This window comes from Xanthomonas sp. WHRI 7065, assembly GCF_040203115.2.
Classification (GTDB): domain Bacteria; phylum Pseudomonadota; class Gammaproteobacteria; order Xanthomonadales; family Xanthomonadaceae; genus Xanthomonas; species Xanthomonas arboricola.
On the sequence record NZ_CP168194.1, the window covers coordinates 3,657,273 to 3,681,598 of the forward strand.

General features: G+C 65.2%; 22 protein-coding genes, 1 tRNA gene, 1 other RNA gene and 1 pseudogene. 10 read left to right on the forward strand and 15 right to left on the reverse strand.

What is annotated here, in order from left to right:
- Nucleotides 1–176 precede the first annotated feature (176 nt).
- The 3 genes from recQ to ABQY64_RS15340 all read left to right on the forward strand — a co-directional run bounded on the left by recQ (nucleotide 177) and on the right by ABQY64_RS15340 (nucleotide 3,077).
- The gene (gene recQ, locus ABQY64_RS15330) at nucleotides 177–1,973 is read left to right on the forward strand and encodes a DNA helicase RecQ (protein WP_039519542.1); all 1,797 of its coding nucleotides are present in this window, start codon (nucleotides 177–179) and stop codon (nucleotides 1,971–1,973) included.
- 138 nt (nucleotides 1,974–2,111) lie between these two features.
- The gene (locus tag ABQY64_RS15335) at nucleotides 2,112–2,594 is read left to right on the forward strand and encodes a hypothetical protein (protein WP_016903709.1); all 483 of its coding nucleotides are present in this window, start codon (nucleotides 2,112–2,114) and stop codon (nucleotides 2,592–2,594) included.
- A 78-nt stretch (nucleotides 2,595–2,672) separates the two neighbouring features.
- Nucleotides 2,673–3,077, forward strand: a complete 405-nt coding sequence (locus tag ABQY64_RS15340) for a response regulator (RefSeq protein WP_016903708.1) — start codon at nucleotides 2,673–2,675, stop codon at nucleotides 3,075–3,077.
- A 1,161-nt stretch (nucleotides 3,078–4,238) separates the two neighbouring features.
- On the opposite strand, the gene ABQY64_RS15345 is transcribed toward ABQY64_RS15340, so the two are convergent.
- The gene (locus tag ABQY64_RS15345; RefSeq protein ID WP_349779898.1) at nucleotides 4,239–4,949 is read right to left on the reverse strand and encodes an rRNA pseudouridine synthase; all 711 of its coding nucleotides are present in this window, start codon (nucleotides 4,947–4,949) and stop codon (nucleotides 4,239–4,241) included.
- Between the two features lie 117 nt (nucleotides 4,950–5,066).
- On the opposite strand from ABQY64_RS15345, the gene ABQY64_RS15350 reads away from it, so the two are divergent.
- The 3 genes from ABQY64_RS15350 to ABQY64_RS15360 all read left to right on the forward strand — a co-directional run bounded on the left by ABQY64_RS15350 (nucleotide 5,067) and on the right by ABQY64_RS15360 (nucleotide 8,765).
- Complete coding sequence (locus ABQY64_RS15350) at nucleotides 5,067–5,273, forward strand: hypothetical protein (RefSeq protein ID WP_016904346.1); 207 nt, start codon at nucleotides 5,067–5,069, stop codon at nucleotides 5,271–5,273.
- Nucleotides 5,274–5,787: 514 nt separating this feature from the next.
- On the forward strand, nucleotides 5,788–7,956 hold the full coding sequence (locus tag ABQY64_RS15355; RefSeq protein WP_104555596.1) for a methyl-accepting chemotaxis protein: 2,169 nt from the start codon (nucleotides 5,788–5,790) through the stop codon (nucleotides 7,954–7,956).
- 629 nt (nucleotides 7,957–8,585) lie between these two features.
- Complete coding sequence (locus tag ABQY64_RS15360; RefSeq protein WP_126967615.1) at nucleotides 8,586–8,765, forward strand: hypothetical protein; 180 nt, start codon at nucleotides 8,586–8,588, stop codon at nucleotides 8,763–8,765.
- Nucleotides 8,766–8,845: 80 nt separating this feature from the next.
- Here the strand turns inward: ABQY64_RS15360 and ABQY64_RS15365 are convergent, their stop codons facing one another.
- Together ABQY64_RS15365 and ABQY64_RS15370 are read right to left on the reverse strand one after the other, a co-directional pair.
- Nucleotides 8,846–9,271, reverse strand: a complete 426-nt coding sequence (locus ABQY64_RS15365; protein ID WP_349779899.1) for a GNAT family N-acetyltransferase — start codon at nucleotides 9,269–9,271, stop codon at nucleotides 8,846–8,848.
- Between the two features lie 26 nt (nucleotides 9,272–9,297).
- A complete protein-coding gene (locus ABQY64_RS15370; protein ID WP_227024003.1) occupies nucleotides 9,298–9,948 on the reverse strand; it encodes a LysE/ArgO family amino acid transporter in 651 nt (216 codons plus the stop codon).
- Between the two features lie 76 nt (nucleotides 9,949–10,024).
- Here ABQY64_RS15370 and ABQY64_RS15375 point away from each other — a divergent pair.
- The 3 genes and pseudogenes from ABQY64_RS15375 to ABQY64_RS15385 all read left to right on the forward strand — a co-directional run bounded on the left by ABQY64_RS15375 (nucleotide 10,025) and on the right by ABQY64_RS15385 (nucleotide 11,945).
- Nucleotides 10,025–10,917, forward strand: a pseudogene (locus ABQY64_RS15375) (LysR family transcriptional regulator ArgP).
- Nucleotides 10,918–11,147: 230 nt separating this feature from the next.
- Nucleotides 11,148–11,822 (forward strand): 7-cyano-7-deazaguanine synthase QueC, encoded by a 675-nt coding sequence (queC, locus tag ABQY64_RS15380; protein WP_039519526.1) that lies wholly within the window; start codon nucleotides 11,148–11,150, stop codon nucleotides 11,820–11,822.
- 47 nt (nucleotides 11,823–11,869) lie between these two features.
- A tRNA-Lys gene (locus ABQY64_RS15385) sits at nucleotides 11,870–11,945 on the forward strand.
- Nucleotides 11,946–12,164: 219 nt separating this feature from the next.
- Here ABQY64_RS15385 and ABQY64_RS15390 read toward each other — a convergent pair.
- A complete protein-coding gene (locus ABQY64_RS15390; RefSeq protein WP_374151303.1) occupies nucleotides 12,165–12,617 on the reverse strand; it encodes a hypothetical protein in 453 nt (150 codons plus the stop codon).
- Between the two features lie 605 nt (nucleotides 12,618–13,222).
- Here ABQY64_RS15390 and ABQY64_RS15395 point away from each other — a divergent pair.
- The gene (locus ABQY64_RS15395; protein ID WP_349779901.1) at nucleotides 13,223–14,089 is read left to right on the forward strand and encodes an aldo/keto reductase family oxidoreductase; all 867 of its coding nucleotides are present in this window, start codon (nucleotides 13,223–13,225) and stop codon (nucleotides 14,087–14,089) included.
- 205 nt (nucleotides 14,090–14,294) lie between these two features.
- On the opposite strand, the gene queE is transcribed toward ABQY64_RS15395, so the two are convergent.
- The 11 genes from queE to ABQY64_RS15450 form a co-directional block, all read right to left on the reverse strand.
- Entirely contained in the window at nucleotides 14,295–14,981 is a 687-nt protein-coding gene (gene queE, locus ABQY64_RS15400; protein WP_349779902.1) for a 7-carboxy-7-deazaguanine synthase QueE, read from the reverse strand.
- A 42-nt stretch (nucleotides 14,982–15,023) separates the two neighbouring features.
- Nucleotides 15,024–15,842, reverse strand: coding sequence for a tol-pal system protein YbgF (gene ybgF / locus ABQY64_RS15405; protein ID WP_024939947.1), 819 nt, complete (start codon nucleotides 15,840–15,842; stop codon nucleotides 15,024–15,026).
- Between the two features lie 6 nt (nucleotides 15,843–15,848).
- Nucleotides 15,849–16,367 (reverse strand): peptidoglycan-associated lipoprotein Pal, encoded by a 519-nt coding sequence (gene pal / locus ABQY64_RS15410; RefSeq protein ID WP_016904129.1) that lies wholly within the window; start codon nucleotides 16,365–16,367, stop codon nucleotides 15,849–15,851.
- Between the two features lie 57 nt (nucleotides 16,368–16,424).
- The gene (gene tolB, locus ABQY64_RS15415; protein ID WP_349779903.1) at nucleotides 16,425–17,744 is read right to left on the reverse strand and encodes a Tol-Pal system beta propeller repeat protein TolB; all 1,320 of its coding nucleotides are present in this window, start codon (nucleotides 17,742–17,744) and stop codon (nucleotides 16,425–16,427) included.
- Nucleotides 17,745–18,011: 267 nt separating this feature from the next.
- Nucleotides 18,012–19,049, reverse strand: coding sequence for a cell envelope integrity protein TolA (tolA, locus tag ABQY64_RS15420; RefSeq protein ID WP_024939949.1), 1,038 nt, complete (start codon nucleotides 19,047–19,049; stop codon nucleotides 18,012–18,014).
- Nucleotides 19,039–19,488, reverse strand: coding sequence for a protein TolR (gene tolR, locus ABQY64_RS15425; protein WP_016904126.1), 450 nt, complete (start codon nucleotides 19,486–19,488; stop codon nucleotides 19,039–19,041). The genes tolA and tolR overlap by 11 nt, the downstream gene beginning before the upstream one ends.
- Before the next feature lie 235 nt (nucleotides 19,489–19,723).
- Complete coding sequence (tolQ, locus tag ABQY64_RS15430; protein WP_016904125.1) at nucleotides 19,724–20,503, reverse strand: protein TolQ; 780 nt, start codon at nucleotides 20,501–20,503, stop codon at nucleotides 19,724–19,726.
- Nucleotides 20,504–20,514: 11 nt separating this feature from the next.
- A complete protein-coding gene (gene ybgC / locus ABQY64_RS15435; protein ID WP_039519514.1) occupies nucleotides 20,515–20,973 on the reverse strand; it encodes a tol-pal system-associated acyl-CoA thioesterase in 459 nt (152 codons plus the stop codon).
- 52 nt (nucleotides 20,974–21,025) lie between these two features.
- Entirely contained in the window at nucleotides 21,026–22,060 is a 1,035-nt protein-coding gene (gene ruvB, locus ABQY64_RS15440; protein ID WP_047129158.1) for a Holliday junction branch migration DNA helicase RuvB, read from the reverse strand.
- A gap of 178 nt (nucleotides 22,061–22,238) precedes the next feature.
- Nucleotides 22,239–24,146, reverse strand: coding sequence for a potassium transporter Kup (locus ABQY64_RS15445; protein ID WP_026064726.1), 1,908 nt, complete (start codon nucleotides 24,144–24,146; stop codon nucleotides 22,239–22,241).
- Between the two features lie 59 nt (nucleotides 24,147–24,205).
- A non-coding RNA gene (locus ABQY64_RS15450) (sX9 sRNA) lies at nucleotides 24,206–24,280 on the reverse strand.
- Nucleotides 24,281–24,326: the final 46 nt, after the last annotated feature.

Below are 24,326 nucleotides of genomic sequence, written 5' to 3' on the forward strand. Positions count from 1 at the left end.
CCTTAGGCAACGCTCGGCCACCGGCCATTTTCCATGCCGCACGCCGCATATTCAGCAACGTCCGCATCAGCACTCGTAGGCACACCCACCACATCGCGGCAATCCCCGACGCACCATCGCGCAACAGCGTCAGCCTGACACCGACCAGGGCTTGACCTGCGCGGTATCCTAAGCAGATGTCTTCCCCCGCCCACGAACTGCTCAGCCGCGTCTTCGGTTACGACGACTTCCGCGGCCCACAGCAAGCCATTGTCGAACACGTCGCTGCGGGTAACGATGCCCTGGTGCTGATGCCCACCGGTGGCGGCAAGTCGCTGTGCTATCAAGTGCCAGCGCTGTTGCGCGACGGCATCGGCATCGTGGTCTCGCCGCTGATCGCGCTGATGCAGGATCAGGTCGAGGCCTTGCGCCAGCTCGGCGTGCGCGCCGAATTCCTCAATTCCACCCTGGACGCGGAGAACGCCCAGCGGGTCGAACGCGCCCTGCTGTCGGGCGATCTGGACCTGCTCTACGTCGCCCCGGAGCGCCTGCTGAACCCGCGCTTCCTGTCCTTGCTGGAACGTAGCCGCATCGCACTGTTCGCCATCGACGAGGCGCATTGCGTTTCGCAATGGGGCCACGATTTCCGTCCCGAATACCGCCAGCTCACGGTGCTGCACGAACGCTGGCCGCACATCCCGCGCATGGCGCTGACCGCCACCGCCGATCCGCCAACCCAGCGCGAGATCGCCGAACGCCTGGACCTGGTCGACGCGCGCCACTTCGTCAGCTCCTTCGACCGCCCCAACATCCGTTACACCGTGGTGCAGAAGGACAACGCGCGCAAGCAGCTGCAGGAGTTCCTGGGCCGCCACCGCGGCTCGGCCGGCATCGTCTATGCGATGTCGCGGCGCAAGGTCGAGGAGACCGCGCAGTATCTGTGCTCGCAGGGCTTCAACGCCCTGCCCTACCATGCCGGCCTGCCGGCCGAGGTGCGCGCGGAAAACCAGCGCCGCTTCCTGCGCGAGGACGGCATCATCATGGCCGCCACGATCGCCTTCGGCATGGGTATCGACAAGCCGGACGTGCGCTTCGTGGCGCATGTGGATCTGCCCAAATCGCTGGAAGGCTACTACCAGGAAACCGGCCGCGCCGGCCGCGATGGCGACCCCGCCGAGGCCTGGCTCTGCTATGGCCTGGGCGATGTGGTGCTGCTCAAGCAGATGATCGAACAGGGCGAAGCGGCCGAGGAGCGCAAGCGGCTGGAGCGCGCCAAACTCGATCACCTGCTCGGCTACTGCGAATCGATGCAATGCCGCCGCCAGGTGCTGCTGGCCGGCTTCGGCGAGACCTATCCCAAGCCCTGCGGCAACTGCGACAACTGCCTGACGCCTGCCGCCGCCTGGGACGCCACCGTGGCCTCGCAGAAGGCGCTCAGTTGCGTGTACCGCAGCGGGCAGCGCTTCGGTGTGGGCCACCTGATCGACATCCTGCGCGGCAGCGAGAACGAGCGCATCAAGCAGCTCGGCCACGACCAGCTGAGCACCTACGGCATCGGCCGCGACCTGGACGAGCGCACCTGGCGCGGGGTGTTTCGCCAGCTGGTGGCCGCCAGCCTGCTGGAGGTCGACAGCGAGGGCCACGGCGGGCTGCGCCTGACCGATGCCAGCCGCCAGGTGCTCAAGGGCGAGCGCCAGGTGATGATGCGGCGCGAGAACCCGGCTGCCGGGCGCGAGCGCAGCGCGCAGCGGACCGGCCTGCCGGTGCAGCCGCAGGATCTGGTGCTGTTCAATGCCTTGCGCGGCCTGCGCGCGGAGCTGGCCAAGGAGCAGAACGTGCCGGCCTTCGTGATCTTCCACGACAGCACGCTGCGCAATATCGCCGAACAGCGCCCGACCAGCATCGACGCACTGTCGCGTGTCGGCGGTATCGGTGGCGGCAAACTGGCCCGCTATGGAGCGCAACTGATCGAGATCGTGCGCGAGCAGGGCTGATGCAACGGCATGTATCATCGCAGTGGCGGCGCTGGCACAAAAATCCGCAGAATCGACAGCGCGCATTCAATCAGCCGTTGCTAGTTTCACAAGGCGATCTGGCACGCGCTGTCAGTCCCTCTTGAGTAGAGTCCACCCATGAAACGCAGCCTGCTTCTTCTGGCCACTCTGTTTGCCGCCGGCAGCGCGCTTGCCCAGGCCGGCGAGAGCAGCGCCGAGCCGGGGTCGGCGCGGTCGCTGGACCTGAGCGTTCCGCAAGCCCCGGTGCAGTACCGCTCCGATCCCGAATACAGCACCGACCCGCCGGGCACCTTCTACGGCGACAAGAGCGGCCCCAAGCCTGCGTTGACCCGCCCCAGCGCGGCCTCGCTCGCTGCCGAACGCGCCGAACAATGCCAGGGCAAGCTGCATGGCGCGGTCGAAACCGGCATGGGCTATTCCAACCGCGGCGGCAACAGCAACTGGCAGGCCGTCAACCTGAATTCCTGCAAGACCTATTACGACGACGACGGCAAGGCGCACCAGATCGGCGTCAGCATCAGCGTCGGACGCGGCGAAGGCGCGCTGTTCGGGCCGCGCTACGGCCCCGGCGGCTATGGCCCCGGCCCATTCGGCTGGTAACCGTACGGCTCCGTCTGCGTTGACAGAGGGTTCACTGCCGCATCGCTGAGAATGTGGCCTGCCTTACGAGACGTGCTCATGTCACAGAACAAGGAACGGCCAGTTGTATTCGTCGTCGAAGATGGCGATGGCACCCGACAACTCAGCTGCCTTGTGCTGGAAAGCTATGGTTTTACCTGCCGTAGCGCAGGCTCGGTCGAAGAAGCGCTGACCCTGATCGAAAGCGACCCGCGCGTGGATGTGCTGTTTTCCGACATCCATTTCCCGGGCGGTCTGACCGGCGTGGATCTGGCGCTCAAGACGGCGCACGCCCCATATAACCTGCCCGTGCTGCTGACCTCCGGACTTGCGGTCGAGTATGTGGAAGAGATCCTGCCGGACGGTGTGGCCTTCCTCGAAAAGCCCTATACCCCCGAGCAGCTGCTGAGCGCCATCCGCAGCGTGATGGCCAAGCACCGGGTGCTCCCTACCCCGGTCGCATAAGGGCAGCGGCGCCGCGCAGATCGATGTGATGGCTTCCGCTGCAGCTCGACCTTCGTTGATGTGACCAGGCTGGGGTACGGATCGACGCATCCCGATGGGACGATAAATGTCGGAAACGTCCCGACAGACTGTCGGCGCGGCCCCTATTTACGTGATGCGCACCTCATTTAGACTGCAGCCACCGGACGCGAGGCCTGTTGGGCCGCTCAACTCGAGCACGCCCCTGCCGGAACATTGCCGGCACCGGCCAAGCGGCTCCCACATCGTGGTGGGTTGGTCGTCCATCAGCCTGGCTGCGCGCTTTACTCGACGAAAGAGTCGTTCGTGCGCAAGCACAGACGGCTCACTTGGGTTTGCAGTCGAACTGCTCGGTGACACGCCGGCCCTGTATCCGAGCTCCAACGTTACGAGCTCCAACCTGCAGCTCGATCTGTGCCGATGCTCATCGCGGCTGAGCTCACGCGCTGGCGTTGCATGCGCGTTGAATTGATCACCTCCAAACGCTGCTCCTTATGCGCTTGTGGCTTGAGACTTATCGGCTTGCCGTTGCCGCCAGCACAGCGGCAGTGCGCCGGTATTGCCACGGCAGCGCCGGCAGCCAGATGCCCAGCAACCGCGCTCGCAGCTATAGCGTGCTCTTGCGCGGATGGCGATGCACCGCTGCTGCGAGGGACGAATGCAGTGTATTTCACGCCATCAAGCAGGCCGCTCGCTAGGCTGATGTCAGTGCAGCACTTGGCTGCGAAGACTTTCAGGAAATTCCCATGGGCGACAATTCGTTTCTGTCACCGGCTTTCGTCATTCTGGTTATCGGCGTGATCGCTGTGGTGTTCTGGCTGGTGACCCGCGCCAAGAAGAAGCGCAACAAGAAGTAAGCAACGCAGGAAGCACGCCAGACATCGGGATGCGACGTATCCCGCGCTCGATACGCACTTACCCTGAGTTGCTGATACCGGGCGCCGGTCCCGGCCGGCCTCTGCCTGGCACGGCCAACACACGCTACTTCCCGCGTAACAGCGCAGCAGTGCTAACGCTGTCTGGAAAGCGAGGCCCCGCAGCGACATCGCTGCGTTGAGGCCGCGCGGATTGTATGCATGTGCCGTGTCAGCAGCATCGGCAGGCGACCGCCTTGCGATTAGGCGCGCCGAAAACCGACGCCAATCAGAACCGCTCGCCTGTCGGCAGATAGCGCCATTCACCGATGGCCAGCTTGCCCAGCGACACACGGCCCACGCGCAGGCGCCGGATGCTGACCACCTCCAGCCCCACCTCAGCGCACATGTAACGCAGCTGGCCGGGTTGCACGTGCTTGATCGCAAACCGCAAGCGCTCCTCGTTCTGCCAGCTCACCTTGCACGGCGACAGGCTGCGCTGCTGATACACCAGGCCATGCGCAAGCCGCGCCATGCCATACGGGCGCAGCTCACCGCGCACCTCCACCAGGAATTCCTGTTCGATCGAGGTCGCATCGGCACTGAGCCTGCGCAGCACGCGGCCGTCCTGGCTCAGCACCAGCAAGCCGCTCGCCTCGTCCTCCAGCGGCAGCGGCGCGTTCAAGCGCAGGAAGTGCCGCTTCAGCACACGCATCTCGAGCTGGTCCAGTGCGCTGCGCGTTGCCGGCGTGGCCAGTGCCAGCGCCGCTTCGGCGCTCATGCCTGCCGGTTTGTGCAGCAGCAGCGTGGCAGGCTCGGCAGCTGCGAGCACGGCGTCTTCCGCCAGCGTCACCTGCGCTGCAGTGGCCAAGGCTTGCGGCTCTTCGACCACGGCCCCGTCCACACTGACCCAGCCGCCTTCGATGTACTGCTGCGCCTCGCCACGCGAGCAGCCGAACAGCGCGGCCACGCATTTGTCGAGACGGATCGGATTGGACATCGGGCGAGCTCGGTTTCAGGGCACGGCAGTGTACGTGCTGGGTCGATGGATGCGTGAGGCCGGCTTCTGCACCGCCCGACAACATGGGAAACTGGGCGCTCACACAGGAGATTGCAGATGTTCATCAAGTTCGGCACCACCCGGGTCCGCCTCAACCATATCTCCGTCATCAGCGATCCCTTCAATGCAGGCGAAAACTTCGGCTCGTACTGCCACTCTGTCCGGGTCGGCCTGCTCTCCGGCGAGGAAATCTTTGCACGCTTCAATACCGAAAGCGGCGCCGAGCAGCTGCATGCAGAGGTGCTCGCTGCACTGGAAGGTTGAGCGCAAGACCCACAGTGCCGCCACGCGCGTGATGCCTCACGCGCGATGCATGCCGCCAACAACAGCAGCCGGCCAAGCCAGCTTGCAGGGTGCACGTGGCAAGGCCGACTAGCCGCACCGCAGCAGAGCCGATCGAATCGCGTGACCCCGCTACACCGGCGCTGGCGCTGCTTGAAGACACGCGTCTTGCCGGCATCGCGACACAGGATGAATTGGATCCTGTCCCAGCACCGTCTTTGCCCTGAGTGCGTCCACCTGTCAGCAGAACGTCGGAAAATCGTTCCGCCGTTGGCACGCTTCGATCCAGCAATAACGCGAGAAACAAGCAATTTCTGCGCGCATGTCAGGCCGCTGCGGACGGCTGTCGGGAAATTTCTTCCACACGATGAATTCAATATAAGTACTTTCAAATACGAGCCTTTAGCTCGTCGCAATCCGGCCGCTAGCTGGGGCAAGACGCTCTGGTGGATGACCCATTCATCAAGCCCCTCAGTTGCACTACCTGGATGCGGTCATGAATACATATCTGCAACGCCTCAATGTCGGCCGCCGCTTGGGCATGGCCTTTGGCATCTTGATCCTATTGTCGGGCCTGCTTGTGGCCACCGGCCTAGTCACCATGTCCAACGCCCGTTTCGAGCTGGACACCATCGTCAACAGCAACATGGAGAGGATACAGCTGTCCTCGGAAATGCTCGACGCCAACACCAACGTGGCAATCGGCCTGCGCGACATCGTCATGGTCTCTGGCGACGCGGCCAATCGCCGTTCGATGGACATGATCGAAAAGAACCGCGCACGCTACAAGCAGGCACACGACGCCTTGGCCGCACTGCCCAGCAGCGCGGCTGAAAAACAGGCGCTCGACCTGGTGCAGGAAAAGCGCGACATCTCGGTCAAGCTCAATAACCAGATTCTCGAATACGGCCTCCGCGATCAGAACCAGGAAGCGCAGGCCTTGCTGCAAGGCGACGCCGCAGCGGCCATGGATGCGCAGCAGACGGCGATCCGCGAGAACGCTGCACTGGAGCGCCGCCTCAGCAAGGATGCCTACGCGGCCGCGGTTGCCTCGATGCATCGAGGCAAAATCACCCTGGCCACCGGCGGCATTGCCGCACTGGTCATCAGCGGCCTGCTCGCATGGCTGATCACACGCAGCCTGACCCAGCCGCTCAGCCAGGCCACACGCACCGCAGAAGCGATCGCGGCCGGCAACCTGCACAACGATGTGCACACCAACGCCAACGATGAAACCGGCCGTCTGCTCAAGGCCATGGACAAGATGCAGCTGCAGCTACGTAACCTGATCACCGCGCAAACCGACATGGCCAGGCATCACGACAACGGCCAGATCAGCTTCCGCATCGATGCGGCGGCATTCCCGGGCGACTATGGGCGCATGGCCAACGACACCAACCTGCTGGTTGCCTCGCACGTGGCAGTGCAGACCGACCTGGCACGCATCATGGGCCGGTATGCGGTTGGCGAACTCTCCGAAGACATGCAGCCGCTGCCCGGCGAAAAGGCCGTTTTCAGCGACACCATGTCGCAGGTCAAGCTCAACCTGTCGGCGATGAACCATGAGATCAAGCACCTCGCCCAGGCCGCCGCCAATGGCGACTTCAGCGCGCGCGGCGATGCCGAGCGTTTCCAGTTCGATTTCCGCATCATGGTCGAAAGCCTCAACCACCTGATGTCCACGGCCGACGGCAATCTGCAGTCGCTGTCGTCGCTGCTGCAGTCCATCGCCGCCGGCGACTTGACCGCACGTATGAGCGGCGAATTCCGCGGCGTGTTCGCACAGATGCGCGATGACGCCAACACCACGGCCAGCCAGCTGGCGCAGATCGTCGGCAACATCCAGGAATCGGCCGTGTCGATCAACTCCGCGGCCAGCGAAATCGCCGCCGGCAACCAGGACCTGTCACAACGCACCGAACAGCAGGCGGCCAACCTCGAAGAAACCGCAGCATCGATGGAAGAGCTGACCTCCACCGTCAAGCAGAATGCCGAGAGCGCACGCGAGGCCAACCAGCTGGCGATCGGCGCCGCACGCGTTGCCTCGCAAGGTGGCGAGGTGGTCGGCAAGGTGGTGGACACCATGACCGGTATCGAAGCCTCGTCCAGGAAGATCGCCGACATCATCAGCGTCATCGACGGCATCGCCTTCCAGACCAATATCCTGGCCTTGAATGCGGCGGTGGAAGCCGCGCGTGCCGGCGAGCAAGGCCGCGGCTTTGCCGTGGTGGCCTCGGAGGTGCGCACGCTCGCGCAGCGGTCCTCCGGCGCCGCCAGGGAGATCAAGGACCTCATCGACGACTCGGTGCAACGCGTGGCCGAGGGTTCGGCACTGGTGCACAGCGCAGGCAAGACCATGGGTGACGTGGTGGCCAGCGTGCAACGCGTCACCGACATCATGGGCGAGATTTCTGCAGCCTCGCAGGAACAGTCGGCCGGAATCGAGCAGGTCAACCAGACCATCACGCATATGGACGAAACCACCCAGCAGAACGCCGCGCTGGTGGAAGAAGCCACTGCCGCCGCGCGCGCGATGGAAGAGCAGGCGGTGCAGCTCACCGATGCGGTGGCGATCTTCAAGATCGACGCACGCCAGACACGGCAGTCCGCCTCGCGCGTAGCGGCACCGGTCGCACAGCTGCTGAGCAAGGTCCGCAACGCCTGAGCCAGCGGCCGGCACTGCGCCGTCGACCGGGTCGTCGGTGCAGCCATGCTGATGCAACACCGCGGATGTGCCCGCGGCCATTGATGCCATCGCATACGAAGAAAGCGCCCGCCAGGGCGCTTTCTGCGTTTATACCGCCTGCTCACCGGCATTCGGCGCAGACAGCTCAGGCACCGCAACGCGCGCCCAGTGCACACAAAACAACCTGGAAAACAAGCACGCAAACCACTCAAAAGCGCTTGTTTCCAGCGCCATGCCTGGTTACGCTGCGCCGGTCGAAAGAGAGCAGGCCGGATGGTAGCCCGGCCACCGTCTGCAGCGCAGGCGGCATCTTAGCCATCGGTACCCACGACATCCGCAGCCGGCGATGCCGGCACTGCAGGTGTGTCCGTGCGTGCTCTCGTCACCGCTCGGCACGCCTTCTCAATCAGGAAGGATCACCCGTGAATACCAGTAACGACAGTTACGATCTGCATCGCCCAATCAACGATGAGCATGCCAGCGTGCATGCTTGCGCATACGCAGCGGACGCAGACGCAAAGCCATACGACGATGCCTTATCGCACTGGCGACAAGCCCATCTCGACACGCGCGTGATCTGGCGGCGGCAGCTCATGCTCCAGGGCGGCATGTCGGTGCTGTTGGCAGCCTGGCAGATGCCGCATTCGCCGCGCTGGGAGTGGGAAGCCATCGACCTGCGGCAGGATCGGCACCTGTGCGGCGGCAACTGCGATTCATCGCTAGCGGCAATGCGCGCTGCCGATGCCTGGCCGGCACTGTGCGGTGACGAGGTCGCAGTGCTCGCCTAACATCATGCAGCGCGTTGAACCGTCTTTCTGCCCCGGCGGTGCCATGCCGGTACGGCCGCGCAACAGCCGGCCCACCGCGGCTAGCGCGTGTAGAGACCGGGACGATAGCGTTCCATCAGCGACTGCGGAGCCAGCGGCGGCGTGAAGCCGTAGCGCGCATAGAGACCATGCGCATCGCCGGTGGCCAGGCTGAAACGGCGCAGCCCCTGTAGATCGGGGTGCGCCATGACCGCATCCATCATTGCCTTGCCATAGCCCTTGCCCTGATGCTCGGGCAACACGAACACATCGCCCAGATAGGCGACGGTTGCGTAGTCGGAAACCACCCGCGCAAACGCCACCTGCCCGCCCTGCAGAAACCCGCCGAAGCATAGCGAGTTGGCGATGGAGCGCTGTACCACCGCCAGCGGGGTGTCCCTGGCCCAGCTGCTGTGCTGGGCCAGGTAGCGATGGACCAGCGCAACATCGAGTTCGGAGTGATCGGTGGAAACGCGCAGCGGCGACATGACAACGACTCCGGCAACAGTAGGCCTCAGGGTAGCGCCTGCGCAGGCAGCAGCAACAGTGCGCACAGCACCAGCATGAATCCTGCGATCGCCGCATCCAGCACACGCCATGCCCGCGGATCGCGGAAGGCCGGCTGCAGCAAACGCGCGCCATAGCCCAGAGCGGAAAACCACGCGATGCTGGCCAGGCACGCACCCGACGCGAATGCCCAGCGCAGCTGGCCCGGGTAACGCGCGGCCAGGCTGCCCAGCAGCAGCATCGTGTCCAGATAGACATGCGGGTTGAGAAAGGTAAATGCCAGGCACGCCAGCATGGCACGCTGCCAGCGTTGCGCACCGGCCTGCGACGGCGCCAACCCGCTGGTGCCACGCCAGGCCCTGCGTGCAGCCAGCGCGCCATATGCCGCGAGAAATGCAGCTCCCGCATAGCGAAGTCCCTGCAGCAGCTCCGGCCATTGCGTCACCAGTACGCCGATCCCGGCCACGCCCAGCACGATCAGCGCGATATCGCCAAACGCGCAGATCGCCACCACCAGACCGACATGCTGGCGCTGCAGTCCCTGCCGCAGCACGAATGCATTCTGCGCACCGATTGCGATGATGAGACCTGCGCTGGCGATAAAGCCAGAGATTGCGGCTTGAAGGAACACGAGCACCTCCCGGATCACAGGCGCCAATGCTGGGCGTTCCGCTGCAATTAGGAAAACTAAATCTTCTGTATCCTGCTTAGAACTTCTAATCCTGCCAAACGCCATGGATCTTCTGCATCCGCAACTGGCTGCATTCGCTGCCGTTCTCGAGGAAGGCAGCTTCGACGCCGCTGCGCGGCGGCTGTCGGTGACGCCGTCGGCGATTTCGCAGCGGATCAAGGCATTGGAAGACCGGCTCGGCCAGGTGCTGGTGATCCGCAAAGCCCCCTGCCGCCCTACCCCGGCCGGCGAGCGCTGCTACGCCGGGTGAAGCCGATGCAGGTCCTGGAATCCGAAGCGATCGCCGACTTCCTTCCCGGCGACAGCAGCGCCGGGCATCCGCGCACGCTGGCCATCGCCGTCAACGACGACTCGCTGCAGACTTGGTTTCTGGCGGCCCTGTCGGCGCTGCACCGGGAGCACGGCGTTCTTTTCGATGTGCAGATGGACGACCAGGACCACACCCTGGAGCTGTTGCGCTCCGGGGCGGTGCTCGGTGCCGTCACCGCCGAGCGCAAGCCGCTGCAGGGCTGCAATGTGCAGGCGCTGGGAGTGATGCGTTACCACGCCATCGCATCGGCCGCATTCGTTGCGACGCATTTCAAGCAGGGCTTCAGCGCAGCGGCCCTGGCCCACGCACCGATGCTGGTGTTCAACCGAAAGGACACGCTGCAGACCCGCTTTGTCCGCCGCATCACCCGTACGCAGGTGGCGCCGCCGATCCACTACCTGCCGACCTCGACCGGTTTCGTGGAAGCGGCCGCACGCGGACTCGGCTGGTGTCTGGCGCCGGAATCGATGGTCGTGCCAGCCGTGCGCGACAGGCAGGTGGTCATCATCGACCCGACACGCTGGCTCGATGTGCCGCTGTACTGGCAATGCGCTGCGGTGCGCTCGAGCGCCTTGCAGCAGCTGGGCCAGGCCCTGCGCAAGGCCGCGTCTGCGAGCCTGCGCTGAGACCGGCCGTGCCGCACGCGAAGCGGGCGGGCAATACCCATGAACGAGGCGCGCAACTGCCGGCAGGCTATCGCACCGGATTGGCCTGCAGGTGCATCGCTGCCCTGCCCGCGCACTTGGCACAGCCGCGTTGCCCGGCATCCCGCTGCCGCCGCAGCGACAGCCGGGTCGCCGTGCCACGCCGAGCCTGCTAGCCTTTCCGCCTATTCCGTTGTGATTGCCGATCCGTCATGAAAAAAGCCGTTGTTCTGTTGTCCGGGGGCATGGATTCCGCCGCCGTCATCGCGCTTGCGCAGGAGCAGGGCTTTGCCGTGCATGCCTTGAGTGTGCGCTACGGCCAGCGCCACACCTCCGAGCTGGACGCCGCCGCGCGCGTGGCGGCGGCGCAGGGCGTCATCGCGCACAAAGTGGTGGACGTGGACCTGCGCAGCATCGGCGGCTCGGCGCTCACCGACGACATCGACGTGCCCGATGCCGGTGGCGACGGCATCCCGGTCACCTACGTGCCGGCGCGCAACACCATCATGCTGTCGCTGGCACTGGGCTGGGCCGAGGTGATTGGCGCCAACGACCTGTTCTGTGGCGTCAACGCGGTCGATTATTCGGGTTACCCCGACTGCCGGCCCGAATTCGTGCGCGCCTTCGAAGTGCTGGCCAACCTGGCCACCAAGGCCGGCGTGGAAGGCGCCGGCCTGCGCGTGCACGCACCGCTGCAGTTCCTCAGCAAGGCCGACATCGTGCGTGAAGGCGTGCGCCTGGGCGTGGACTTCGGCCTGACCGTGTCCTGCTACCGCGCCGACGCCGACGGACGCGCCTGCGGCCACTGCGACGCCTGCCGCCTGCGTGCCGCCGGTTTCGCCGACGCCGGCGTCGCGGACCCCACCCACTACGCCATTTCGCCTTGACGCCGCTGTAGGGTAGAATGCGCACCCCGGCGCACTGCCGGGACAGTGGGCCGTTAGCTCAGTCGGTAGAGCAGAAGACTTTTAATCTTTTGGTCGATGGTTCGAATCCATCACGGCCCACCAATCAGATCAGCAACTTGAAGAGCGCCGAAGGCGCTTTTTTTGTGCCCGCCGGAAAGTTGCCGGGACCTGCGTTGCCGGGGACCCTGCGTCACGGCCGCGAAGTCGGATGGCATCCACCATCTGGCGCGCCGCCGTCAACGCCGGCTCCTTTCTTGCCGATCGCGCGTGTCATCTTGCAGGTCGCGGGCCCGGCGCAGGCGGCCGTGGCGCCCTCGCCAATCATGTGGCTCCCGTCTTCCAGATGCGCGATTGCACGCGCCGCGTTCGTCGCGCAGCTCCAGCGGCGCGTGCCTGCTTGCGCAGCCAGCCGAGGACGTCCACTGCAGCATCCACGCGCATGCAGACATGCAGGCGGCCCAGTACGACGCTCTGCGCATCGCCGCCCGGCAGGATCTCGTCAAAGCCGGTGGCTTCGCAGGCGATCAGGACGGGCGAGGCATCGGGCTGCGCGTCGGAATGCAGCATGGCCAGCACATAGCCCTGCATCATCTCGACGTTGAGGACGACGCCCGTGCAGACGCGGAACTGTTTGCCCATGCTCATCGCTGCGGCTCCAAAGAGGGGCAAACGATCACTGCAACGAGAGGAAAACAGGCAGACGCAGCGGTGTGGATGGCTTTGCTCGTGCCTGCGAGGCTCGGCCTCATGTTGAGCGAAGCGGCACGGTTCCATTCGAGAGCGCTGGCGGTCAAATTGAAATGGCGGCCGAATCGGCCTGCCGCAGACGCGGATACTCCTTGGGTGTCGTAGTACATGCAGAACTCCTGAGTAGATTGGAGTCCGCCAACCCGAGACCAAGCGGGGTGGCGGACGGCACGGGTTGGTCTACCGGACTCAGGGACCGGCGGGGCCGAAGCCCCCCGCGTACCGCCCGCCATAAACATGGCAAGCACGCACCCCGCTCGATGCCGGGCAACAAAAAAGCGCCTTGCATCGATCGATGGGCGCTGGTGCGCCTGAGTAATCGGGAGACCAATCCCGGTCGCCGATTGTGCGGCGATGTTGGAATACTCGCGCCGACGCTCGGCGCCTGTCAACGCAAAACGCACCGCGCGGCGACGACGGTTGCGAAGAAACGCGGCGAAAGCACTGCCCGCGTAGCCAGCAAAACCTGAAACTCCAGCACATCCCGTCGGACGATCGGCCCGGGGCGCTGCGGCTGCGCCCATATGCCACAAGCCCTGGCGGGAGTGGACTGGCGCCGCGGCAAATGCGAATTCACATGCCGCGCCACGTTTCCTATCGTTGTTGGCTCAACGACACGCGAGCGCCACGCCATGACCAACATCGAAAAAGCCGGAACGTTTCTGCTTGGAGACCGCAAGCTCACCCGCATCGGCTACGGCGCAATGCAGCTCGCGGGGCCTGGCGTGTTCGGCCCGCCCAAGGACCGCGACGGTGCGTTGGCGGTGCTGCGCGAAGCCATCGCGCTGGGCGTCAACCATATCGACACCAGCGATTTCTACGGGCCGCACATCACCAATCAGCTGATCCGCGAGGCACTGCATCCCTACCCGCAGGAATTGACCATCGTCACCAAGATCGGCGCCGCGCGCGGCACGGATGGTTCCTGGCTACCTGCCTTCTCGCCGCAGCAGCTGGTCGAGGCGGTGCACGACAATCTGCGCAATCTCGGGCTTGAAACGCTGGATGTGGTCAACCTGCGCGTGATGTTTAAGACGCAGGAGCCAGCGGAAGGCTCGATCGCCGAGCAACTGGAAGCCTTGATCAAGCTGCAGCGCGATGGCCTGGTGCGGCACATCGGCATCAGCAACGTCACCGCAGCGCAGGTGGCCGAGGCACGCGCCATGACCGACATCGTCTGCGTGCAGAACATGTACAACATCGCGCATCGACATGACGACGAAATCATCGACACGCTCGCGCGCGACGGCATCGCCTACGTACCGTTCTTCCCCCTTGGCGGCTTTTCGCCATTGCAATCGTCCACGCTTGCCGCTGTTGCCCAGCGCCTGGCCGCAACCCCGATGCAGGTGGCACTGGCGTGGCTGCTGCAGCGCTCGCCCAACATCTTGCTGATTCCGGGGACCTCGTCGGTGGCGCATCTGCGCGCCAATCTGTTCGCGGCGGAACTGAAACTGCCGGCCGATGCCGTCGAAGAATTGAACAGGATCGCCGCGTAAACGCAGACGGCCGTGTCCTGGCAGGCAGCGCCTTGCACCGGGGATCAGTGCGAGCAACTGAGCGTTGCGGGTTGTCGTCAGGCGGGTACAAACGGCATGCCAGCAACCGCAGTCGATGCGTGACACGCCGATTGCGGGCAACCGGCTGCGCCTGCCTTTCTTGGGTGAGCGCGGTCGCTCTATCGCCCGGGCTTAGCGCTCGGGCTTAGCGCCCCGGCTCATCGTTCCACAGCAGCTTGTGCAGCTGCATCTGGAAGCGCACCGGCAGACGATCGGCCACGATCCAGTCGGCCAGCTCCCGCGGCGTCACTTCGCTCTTGCTGGGCGAAAACCACACCGTGCAGCGGCGGTCCAGCGCATGCGCGGCGACAATCTCGCGCGACCATTCGTAATCGGCGCGGCTGCAGATCACGAACTTGATCTGGTCGCGTGCGGTCAGCAGCGGCAGATTCTCCCAGCGATTGCGCTGTTCCTCGCCGGAGGCGGGCGTCTTGATGTCGACCACCCGCGAGACGCGCGGATCCACGGCCGACACGTCCAATGCACCGGACGTCTCCAGCGAAACATCGAAGCCGGCATCGCACAGCTTCTGCAGCAGCACCAGGCAGCGCTTCTGCGCCAACGGCTCGCCGCCGGTCACGCAGACATGGCGCACGCCGTGGCTGGCCACCTCGGCGACAATCGCATCGATGTCATGCCATTCACCGCCGTGGAAGGCGTAGGCGGTGTCGCAGTAGTGGCAGCGTAGCGGGCAACCGGTCAGACGCACGAACACGGTCGGCCAGCCGGCGGCCTCGGCTTCGCCCTGCAGGGACAGAAAGATTTCGGTGATCTTCAATCGCGGCAACGGCGACTGGACGATCTCGCTGGGGACGACGGCGGCGGCGTTCATTGGCAAAGTATGCGTCACGCCCGAAGGCGCGCACGCGCGGGCTCAGCGCAGTTGCTGGCCGAGACGGATGGACTGCAGACGTTCCTGGGCCACGCGCGCTGCGTCGGAGCCGGGATACTGCGATGCGACCTGCTGCAAGGTCTGCTGGGCCTGGTCGTTCTTGCCTTCGCCATACTGCGACAGGCCAAGCTTCAACAGGCCGCCAGAGGCCTTGTCATGCGTGGGGTAGCGGCTGACGAGATCGCGAAACTGCGCCTCGGCCAGCTGGAAATTTCGGGTGGCGTAGTAACTCTCACCCAGCCAATACAAGGCATTGGGGGTGTAGACGCCGTTGGGATACAGCTCCAGAAAACTCAGGAACAACTGCGAGGCATCGTCGTACTTGCCGTTCTTCAATGCATCGAAGGCGACGTTGTAGGCAGTGCGTTCCTCGTTGCTGACGGCCAGGGTGCCTGGGTCGCCATGCACGCTGGGCGGCTTCTCGGAAGTTGCCGCCGCTGCAGGCCGCGCGGCCGGAGCCGGGGCGGGTGTGACGCTGCCGGTGGGAGATGGCAATGGCGGGGTTGCGCCACCTGCACCTTCCAGACGATTCAGGCGTCCGTCCAGGTCCAGATACTGATCCTTGGACTGCTGCTTGAGTTGTTCGTTGTCGTGCTGCAGCTGCTCCACGGTCGCTCGCAAGCCCTGCAGGTCCGAACGCGCCTGCTGCAGCTGATTGAGGAGATCGTTGTTGGCCTGGCTGTTGGCCTGCTGCTGCTCGAGAACGGCAACACGATCAGCGAGACTGGCTCGCTGCGCGTGTGCCGGCGCGGCGACCACAAGGGCCGCCGCGACGAACAGGGATGTCACTCGAAAGCGCATCGCTTCTTACTGAGCCGTGTACACGATTTCGACGCGACGGTTCTGCGACCAGCAGCTTTCGCTGGTTTCGGTGCAGACCGGACGCTCTTCGCCGTAGCTGACGACGGTCAGCTGGCTGGCGGAACCGCCGGCAGCCTGCAACGAGGACGACACGGCATTGCCGCGACGCTCGCCCAGACCCATGTTGTACTCACGCGAACCGCGCTCGTCGGCATTGCCCTGCAGGGTGATGCGCGAGGAAGGACGGTCACGCAGGTACTTGGCGTGGCACGCCATGATGGCCTGGAATTCCGGCTTCAGGGAGTCCTGATCCAGATCGAAGTAGACAACGCGCTGGCGCAGGCAGGCATCGGTATCCAGGTCGCCCGGGCCGTACAGGCCAGAGGTGGACGGGCCGGTGGGAACGGAGGAACCAGCGGTGGTGTCAGTCGCAGGAGGCGGAGTTTCCTTCACCTTCTTCGAACAACCGGCCAGCACGGCGACGGACAACAGGGAGACAAGCAAGACGCGGGTGGACTTGTTCATGGGATACCTATGGAGGCTCTGAGCCAATGAGTGGTTTAACGCAGCGAAATATTAACATTAATGCGCGGTTCGGTAAGGCCCCCATGCAGGTTCTCTCACATCTCCATCGGCCAAGACCAGACGCTGGCGGACGCGAGCGTCGGAGGAGACCGCGTAGAGCACGCCGCGACCACCCTCACGCGCGGCGTACAGCACCATGCTGGCATTCGGCGCGAAGCTCGGCGACTCGTCCAGCGAACCCGGCGAGAGCGTGCTCCAGCTTGGCGAACCCAGGCTGCGGTCCATCATGGCGATGCGGTAGCTATTGCCGCTGCCCTGTGCCACGGCGACCTTCTTGCCGTCGAACGAGACGCTGGCGGTGGCGTTGTAGTTGCCCTGGAAGGTCACGCGGTTGGCGCTGCCGCCGCTTGCGGCCACCTGGTAGATCTGCGGACGACCGCCGCGGTCGGAGGTGAAGTAGATGCTGCCGCCGTCCGGCGCCCAGGTCGGCTCGGTGTCGATGCCGAAGTGATTGGTCAGCTGAGTCAACTGTTTGCTGCCCAGATCCATGACGTAAATTTCCGGGTTGCCGCTGCGCGACAGTGCCAGCGCCAAGCGGCGACCGTCCGGCGAGAACGACGGCGCACCGTTGATGCCGCGGAAGCTGGACACCAGCTCACGCGCGCCGGTGGCGATGTCCTGCAGGTAGATCGAGGAATTGCCGCGCTCGAAGCTCACATAGGCCAGCTTCTTGCCGTCCGGGCTCCAGTTCGGCGACAGCAGCGGCTCGGCCGAGCGCACGATGGTCTGCGGGTTATAGCCGTCCGAGTCGGCCACCATCAGCGCATAGCGCATCGCGCCGCCCTTGCCGCTGGCGGTGACATAGGCAATCCGGGTCCAGAACGCGCCACGCACGCCGGTGATCTTCTCGTAGATCGCGTCGGCCATCTGGTGCGAGACATCGCGCATCGCATTGGCACGTGCGGTCATCGCCAGGCCGAGCAGGCGCTCGCCCTTGGCCACGTCGAACAGTTCGTACTCGACGCGGTAGGCGCCTTCGCCGGCATCCATCACGCGGCCGACCACGATGTAGTTCTGCTTGAGCGTACGCCAGGTCTGGAACTGCACCTCGGTTCCGCGGGTCGGCTTCTCGACGATCTGCGCAATCGGCAGCGTGCGGAACTGGCCGGAACGGTCCAGGTCGGCGCCGACGACGGCAGACACATCGGTCTGCGGCGCAGTGCCGGAGCCCTGGTAGGGCATGGGCACGACGGTGATCGGCGTCGCCGAAGCGCTACCGCCGACGATATCGATGGTGAGCCCTTGCTGTTGCGCGAGTGCGCTCAGCGGCAACAACAGGGCGGTCAAGGCAGCTAGCCAACGCAGCGGTTTTTTCATGGACGGCTCGGATCGGGCAGGAAAAGTGTGCAAGGGATACCAATCAGCGAGTGAACATACTCGCAATCGTGAACGAGACAGCGTGAAAGTGGAGCGAGTGGTCAACCATCGGGCGTTCCATCGGCCAAACCGGCGAGCAGGCGTGCGGTGGTGAAGCACCACCTACCCGGCAGAACTACGTCAGGCAGCCGGGCCACACCCCGCAAATCTACATCCGGACCGAGGCGCAGCGCAGATCATGCGGCCGCGCGCCCGATCTGGGGCTTACTAGTCCTGCGGGGTGAACACAAACGTCAGGTTGCGCTGGAACACCGACTCGAACCCACGGTACGGCAATGGCTGCGCGCTCAGCACCGCGGCTTCGATCGAGCGCTGGCCGGCCTCGTCGTAAGGGCAACCCGGCGCCACCTTGGCCTCCATCACGGTGCCACCCGGCAACTGGCGGATGTTGATGCTGCACTTCTGGCCTGGCGGCACCGATGGCGGGCGCACCCACTGCGCCAGCACCTTCTGCTGGATCGCCGCGGCGTACTTGGCCGACAGATCGGTGTTGGTACCGCCCTGCCCTGCGGTCGGCTGCGCGGTGGCGGCGGCAGCCGACGAGGCCTGCTGCGCACGCGCGGCGGCGACCTGGCGCAGTTTCTGCTCGGCCAGCGCGGCTTCCTTGGTGGCCTGTTCGCGCTGGCGGCGGATGTCTGCGATCTTCTTTTCGCGTTCGGCATCGGCGGCAGCCTGCTGCGCCGCGGCCTGCTTCTTCTTGGCGTCGGCTTCTTCCTGCTGCTTGGCCAGGCGCAGTTTCTGCTCGGCCTCTTCCTGGCGTTTGCGCTCGGTCAGGTCGATCTGCTCCTGACGGCGCTTGGCCTCCTGTTCCTGCTTGGCCTTTTCCGCCGACAGCGCCAGCGCGTCGACGCGGTCCTGGTCGACCTTGTCCGGCTGCGCGACGCGCTCCTGCGCCTGCGCCTGTTGCGGCGTGGGCGCATCCTGCGGACGCGGCTCGGGAATCGGCTGCGGCGGCGGCACGGTATCTTCCGGTGCCGGTTCGGGCAGCGGTGCCGGCGGTGGCGGTGCCTCCACCGGCGTGGCCTTCAGCGCCTGGCGCGCAACGCGTGCTTCGGCCGCGGACACGTCCAGCGAGGCTTCCATGCTGGGGTCGCCCGCGGCCGGCTCGACCGAGCGTTCGGGCGACCACAGCCAGCCGGCGATGAACACCAGCGCGACCAGCACGTGCACGACCAGGGCCAGCACGACCGGCCGCAGCCAGCCATCCTCGCGCGCCGTCTGAGTGGGGAGTGCGTCAGCGTGCATCGCTGCCTGCAGTGCCGCCGGAGTCGGAGATCAGGCCGACCTTCTCGACCTTGGCCTGCTTGAGCACGTCGATGGCGTCCATGATCTTTTGATACGGCGCGGCGCGATCGCCGGCCACGACCACGCGCGCGTCCTTGTCCTGCGCGACGATGGCGGCAAGTTGCGCCTGCAGCGCCGCCACGTCCATCGCCTGCGGCTTGCCCTTGGGCAGCTGCAATGCGAGCTGGCCGTCGGCGGCGACCACCACCACGACCGGATCCTGCTTACTCTCCAGCGCCTTGGCGCGCGAGCTGGGCAGGTTGACGTCGGTGCTCAGGGTCAACAGCGGTGCGGTCACCATGAAGATGATCAGCAGCACCAGCATCACGTCGATATACGGCACGACGTTGATGTCGGATTTGAGCTTGCGCTTCTTACGGCGGGAAATACCGGAAATCATCGCGGAACGTTCCTATTGATCCCCCGCACATGGATGTGCGGGCTCTTGCGAGGGACTCGCCCATCCAATCCATCGCACATGCGTGTGCGAGCTGTCGCGAGTGGCTTGCCTGTCCAATCCCTGCGCCACGTCAGACGCGCATGTGCGAACGCCGCACCTGCCACGTCCACGCACCGGGATGTGCGTGCCGTGACGGGGCATTCGCCTGGCTGCCGGCTGTCGCAGGGCACGCGCATTACTCGTCCGCGCCGGCCTGGCGCTGCAGAATCGAGCTGAACTCGTCGGCAAAGGTCTCGTAGCGCACCGACAGCCGTTCCACGCGGGTGGTGAAGCGGTTGTAGGCCCACACCGCGGGAATCGCCACGAACAGGCCGATGGCGGTGGCGAACAGCGCTTCGGAAATACCCGGTGCGACCGCAGCGATACCGGCCTGCTCGCCGCTGCTGACCATGTCGTGCATGGTCACCATGATGCCGAACACGGTGCCGACCAGGCCGACGTACGGCGCGGTGGAACCGATGTTGGCCAGCAATTCGAGATTGCGCTCGAGCTGGTCGACTTCGCGGGTGAAGGCGGTGCGCATGGCGCGCTGTGCGCCTTCCAGTTGCACCCGCCCGTCCAGCCGGCGACGGTCGCGCAGCCGCGAGAACTCGCGGAAGCCGCTCTCGAACATCGACTCCAGACCGCCTACGGTGCGGTTACGGTCGGTGGCCGACGCGTAGAGCTTGGCCAGATCGGCGCCGGACCAGAAGCGGTTTTCGAACTCGTCCGCCTCGCGGTTGGCCTGCTTGAAGGCGCGCGCCTTGCGGAAAATGATCACCCAGCTGATGAACGAGCCGATCAGCAACAGCAACACGATGATCTTGACCGGGATACTCGCCCGCAGGATCAGATCGACATAGTTGATGCTGCTGTTGTGCGCCACGCTGGCGGTCTGTGCCGCAGCGGCGGCAACGTCCTGCGGTAGTGCTTCCACTACCGTGTCCTGCAGGGCCAGGAGCAATGCAATCGACATCCGTTTGTTCCTCAGTAATCGGATTCTGGGGTTTCTAGAGCTTTCAACACGTCATACAGCGCATCGTCCATCCCGCGCGGGCGGAAGTCGCTGGTGCCGAGTGCGGCAATGCGCACCTCGGCGGTCAGCAGCACTTCGCCCTCGCGACGTACCGACTGCGCAAACAGCAGGCTGGCCCGTTTGCATCGCAGCAGTACCGCCGACACTGACAGCGCGTCGTCGAGCCGGGCCGGCTTGAGGAAATCCAGTTGCATCGAGCGGACCGCGAACACCAGCTCGTGCTGCTGGCGCATGCGCTCCTGCCCGTAACCGAGTGCGCGCATCCACTCCGTGCGCGCCCGTTCCATGAAAGCGACGTAGCGCGCGTGGTAGACCACGCCCCCGGCGTCGGTATCTTCCCAGTACACGCGTGTCGGCCAACTGAATACAGGCGGGGATTGGGGAATCGGGAGTCGGGAATCGGCGGTCATGGGCACGGCTGATTGATCGAGACGGCCCGGGCGCGCGATAAACGGAGCGTCATCAGAACAGGTCTCCCGGTTCGCCGATGCCCGGTGAGCGGTCGCGCGGCGGCTTCAGGCCCAGGTGCAGATAGGCCTTGGTGGTGACCATGCGGCCGCGCGCGGTGCGGATCAAAAAACCCTGCTGGATCAGGTAGGGCTCGATCACGTCTTCCAGCGTGCCGCGCTCTTCCGACAGCGAGGCGGCCAGCGACTCCACCCCGACCGGGCCGCCGTCGAAATGATCGACGATGGTACGCAGCATGCGGCGGTCGAGCTCGTCGAAGCCTTCCGGGTCGACCTTGAGCATCTGCATCGCCGCCTGCGCCACCGGCAGGTCGATATGCCCTGCCGCCTTGACCTGGGCAAAGTCGCGCACCCGCCGCAGCAGCCGGTTGGCGATACGCGGGGTGCCGCGCGCGCGGCGGGCGATCTCGGCCGCGCCCTCGGGCGTGCAGTCGATGCCCAGGATTGCCGCGGAGCGGATCACGATGCGGGTCAGTTCCTGCGGCGAATAGAACTCCAGCCGCTGCACGATGCCGAAGCGGTCGCGCAGCGGCGCGGTCAGCAGGCCGGCACGGGTGGTAGCACCGATCAGGGTGAACGGCGGCAGGTCGATCTTGATCGAGCGCGCGGCCGGGCCGTCGCCGATCATGATGTCGATCTGGAAATCTTCCATCGCCGGATACAGCACTTCCTCCACCACCGGCGAGAGGCGATGGATCTCGTCGATGAACAGCACATCGTGCGGCTGCAGGTTGGTCAGCAGCGCGGCCAGATCGCCGGCCTTCTCGATCACCGGCCCGGAGGTCGAGCGCAGGTTCACGCCCAGCTCGTTGGCGATGACATGACTGAGCGTGGTCTTGCCCAGACCCGGCGGCCCGAAGATCAGCACATGGTCCATCGCCTCGCCGCGCGCCTTGGCCGCTTCGATGTAGATCTCCATCTGCTCGCGTACCGGCTGCTGGCCCAGATAATCGGCCAGGCGCTTGGGCCGGATGCTCGCATCGGCGGCATCGTCTTCGCGGGTGGCACTGCTGGCGATGATGCGGTCCATTGAAAAGCCGGGAATGGGGAATCGAGAATGGGGAATCGAGCGGACAATAGTAGCGGTTACCGGCACCGCTGGTGCCCTTTTCAGCCGCCGCCGAGTGTCTCGGGCCGGCGCAGGCCGTTGCTTTTCCTATTCCCCATTCCCGTCTCCCGATTCCCAAGGCCGCGACGCTGTCGCGGCCTCAGATCTCCACCTGCGCGCCCAGCTCGACCAGGCGGTTGCCGGGGATGCGGAAGAAGCCGGTGGCCGGGGCGGCGTTGCGATGCATCAGCGCGAACAGCTTGTCGCGCCAGATCGGCATGCCGCGGTTGGCGCTGGCCACGATGGTCTCGCGGCTGGCGAAGAAGGTGGTGTCCATCGGGTCGAAATGGATGCCGCCCTGGTCGCAGGAACGCATCAGCGCCAGCGGCACGTCGGGCGTTTCCATGAAGCCGAAGCGCACATAGACGCGGTAGAACTCGTCGCCGATCGACTCGATCTGCAGCCGCTTGTCCGCCGGCGCGTACGGGATCGGCAAGGTGTCGACGTTGAGGAAGATGTTGCGCTCGTGCAGCACCTTGTTGTGCTTGAGGTTGTGCATCAGCGCATGCGGCACCACCATCGGGTCGGCGGTGAGGAACACCGCCATGCCCGGCACGCGCGCCGGCGGGGCCAGCATCAGGCCCGGCAGGAAGCTGTCGATGCGGATGCCGTCCTTGCGGATTTCCTCGCGCAGCAGCGCGCGGCCGCGGCGCCAGGTGCGCATCAGGGTGAACACCACGATGCCCAGCGCCAGCGGGAACCAGGCACCCTGCAACAGCTTGGCGCCGTTAGCGATGACGAAGGCCAGCTCGATGAAGAAGAACACCACGCACAGCGGCAGCACCCAGTTGCGCCAGCGCGGCCACAGCGAACGCGCCACCAGCGCCAGCAGCAGGGTATCGATCAGCATGGTCATCGACACCGAGATGCCGTAGGCCACCGCCAGATTGGTGGAACTGCGGAAGATCAGCACCAGCGCGATCACCATCACCATCAGCAGCCAGTTGATGCCGGGCACGTAGATCTGGCCGATGGTGGTGCGCGAGGTGTGCTTGATCAGCATGCGCGGAATGTAGCCCAGCTGCATCGCCTGGCGAGCCACCGAATAGGCGCCGGTGATGACCGCCTGCGACGCGATCACGGCCGCCAGCGTGGCCAGGATGATCATCGGATACAGCGCCCAACCCGGCACCGCTTCGAAGAACGGGTTCTTCAGTGCGGAAGGGTGATTGAGCACCAGCGCGCCCTGCCCCAGGTAGTTGAGCAGCAGCATCGGCAACACGAAGAAATACCAGCCATGGCGGATCGGTTTGGCGCCGAAGTGGCCCATGTCCGCGTACAGCGCCTCGCCGCCGGTCACCGCCAGCACCACCGCGCCGAGAATGAACACCCCGTGCCAGCCGTGCTCCATGAAGAAGCGGATCGCCCACCAGGGGTTGAAGGCCTTCATCACTTCCGGCGCGTCGACGATGTTCCAGGCGCCGATCGCCCCCAGCGACAGGAACCACAGGCAGGTGATCGGGCCGAACACCTTGCCGACCTTTTCGGTGCCGAAGCGCTGCACCATGAACACCACCAGCAGCACGATCACGGTGATCGGCACGATGAAGGGATGCAGACTGGGCGCGGCGATTTCCAGGCCCTCGACCGCGCCCATCACCGAGATGGCCGGGGTGATCACGCCATCGCCGAAGAACAGCGAGGCGCCGAAGATGCCGAGGATGCCGACCACGTACGCCGAGCGCGACCCGCTGCGCAGGGTGCGCTGGGTCAGCGCCATCAAGGCCATGATGCCGCCCTCGCCCTCGTTGTCGGCACGCATGATGATGGTGACGTACTTGAGCGTCACCGTGACCATCAGCGCCCAGAACGCCAGCGACAGCACGCCCAGCACGGTGTCGTGGTCGCTGGTCAGCCCGTAGTGCGGCGAGAACGCCTCCTTGAGGGTGTACAGCGGACTGGTACCGATATCGCCGAAGACGACGCCAATGGCGCCGATGACCAAGGCCATATGGCTATTGGCAGGCGCATGGCCGTGGCCAGCTGCGGAAGTGGGGGTCTGGGACATGAAGTGGGCAGGGTATCGCCAAGGGGCGTGAAGGAGAGGAAGACGGCGCGGCGTTGAGTGACTAAAAACGTAGTGATCGATGGTCGGCAGGGTGCGGGCGGCGCGCAGGGAGCCGCAGTGTACGAGTGGTCCCTGCCGATTCCGAGCACCGGCCGCGCCCGCCTGGCGGGCGCGCAGCCG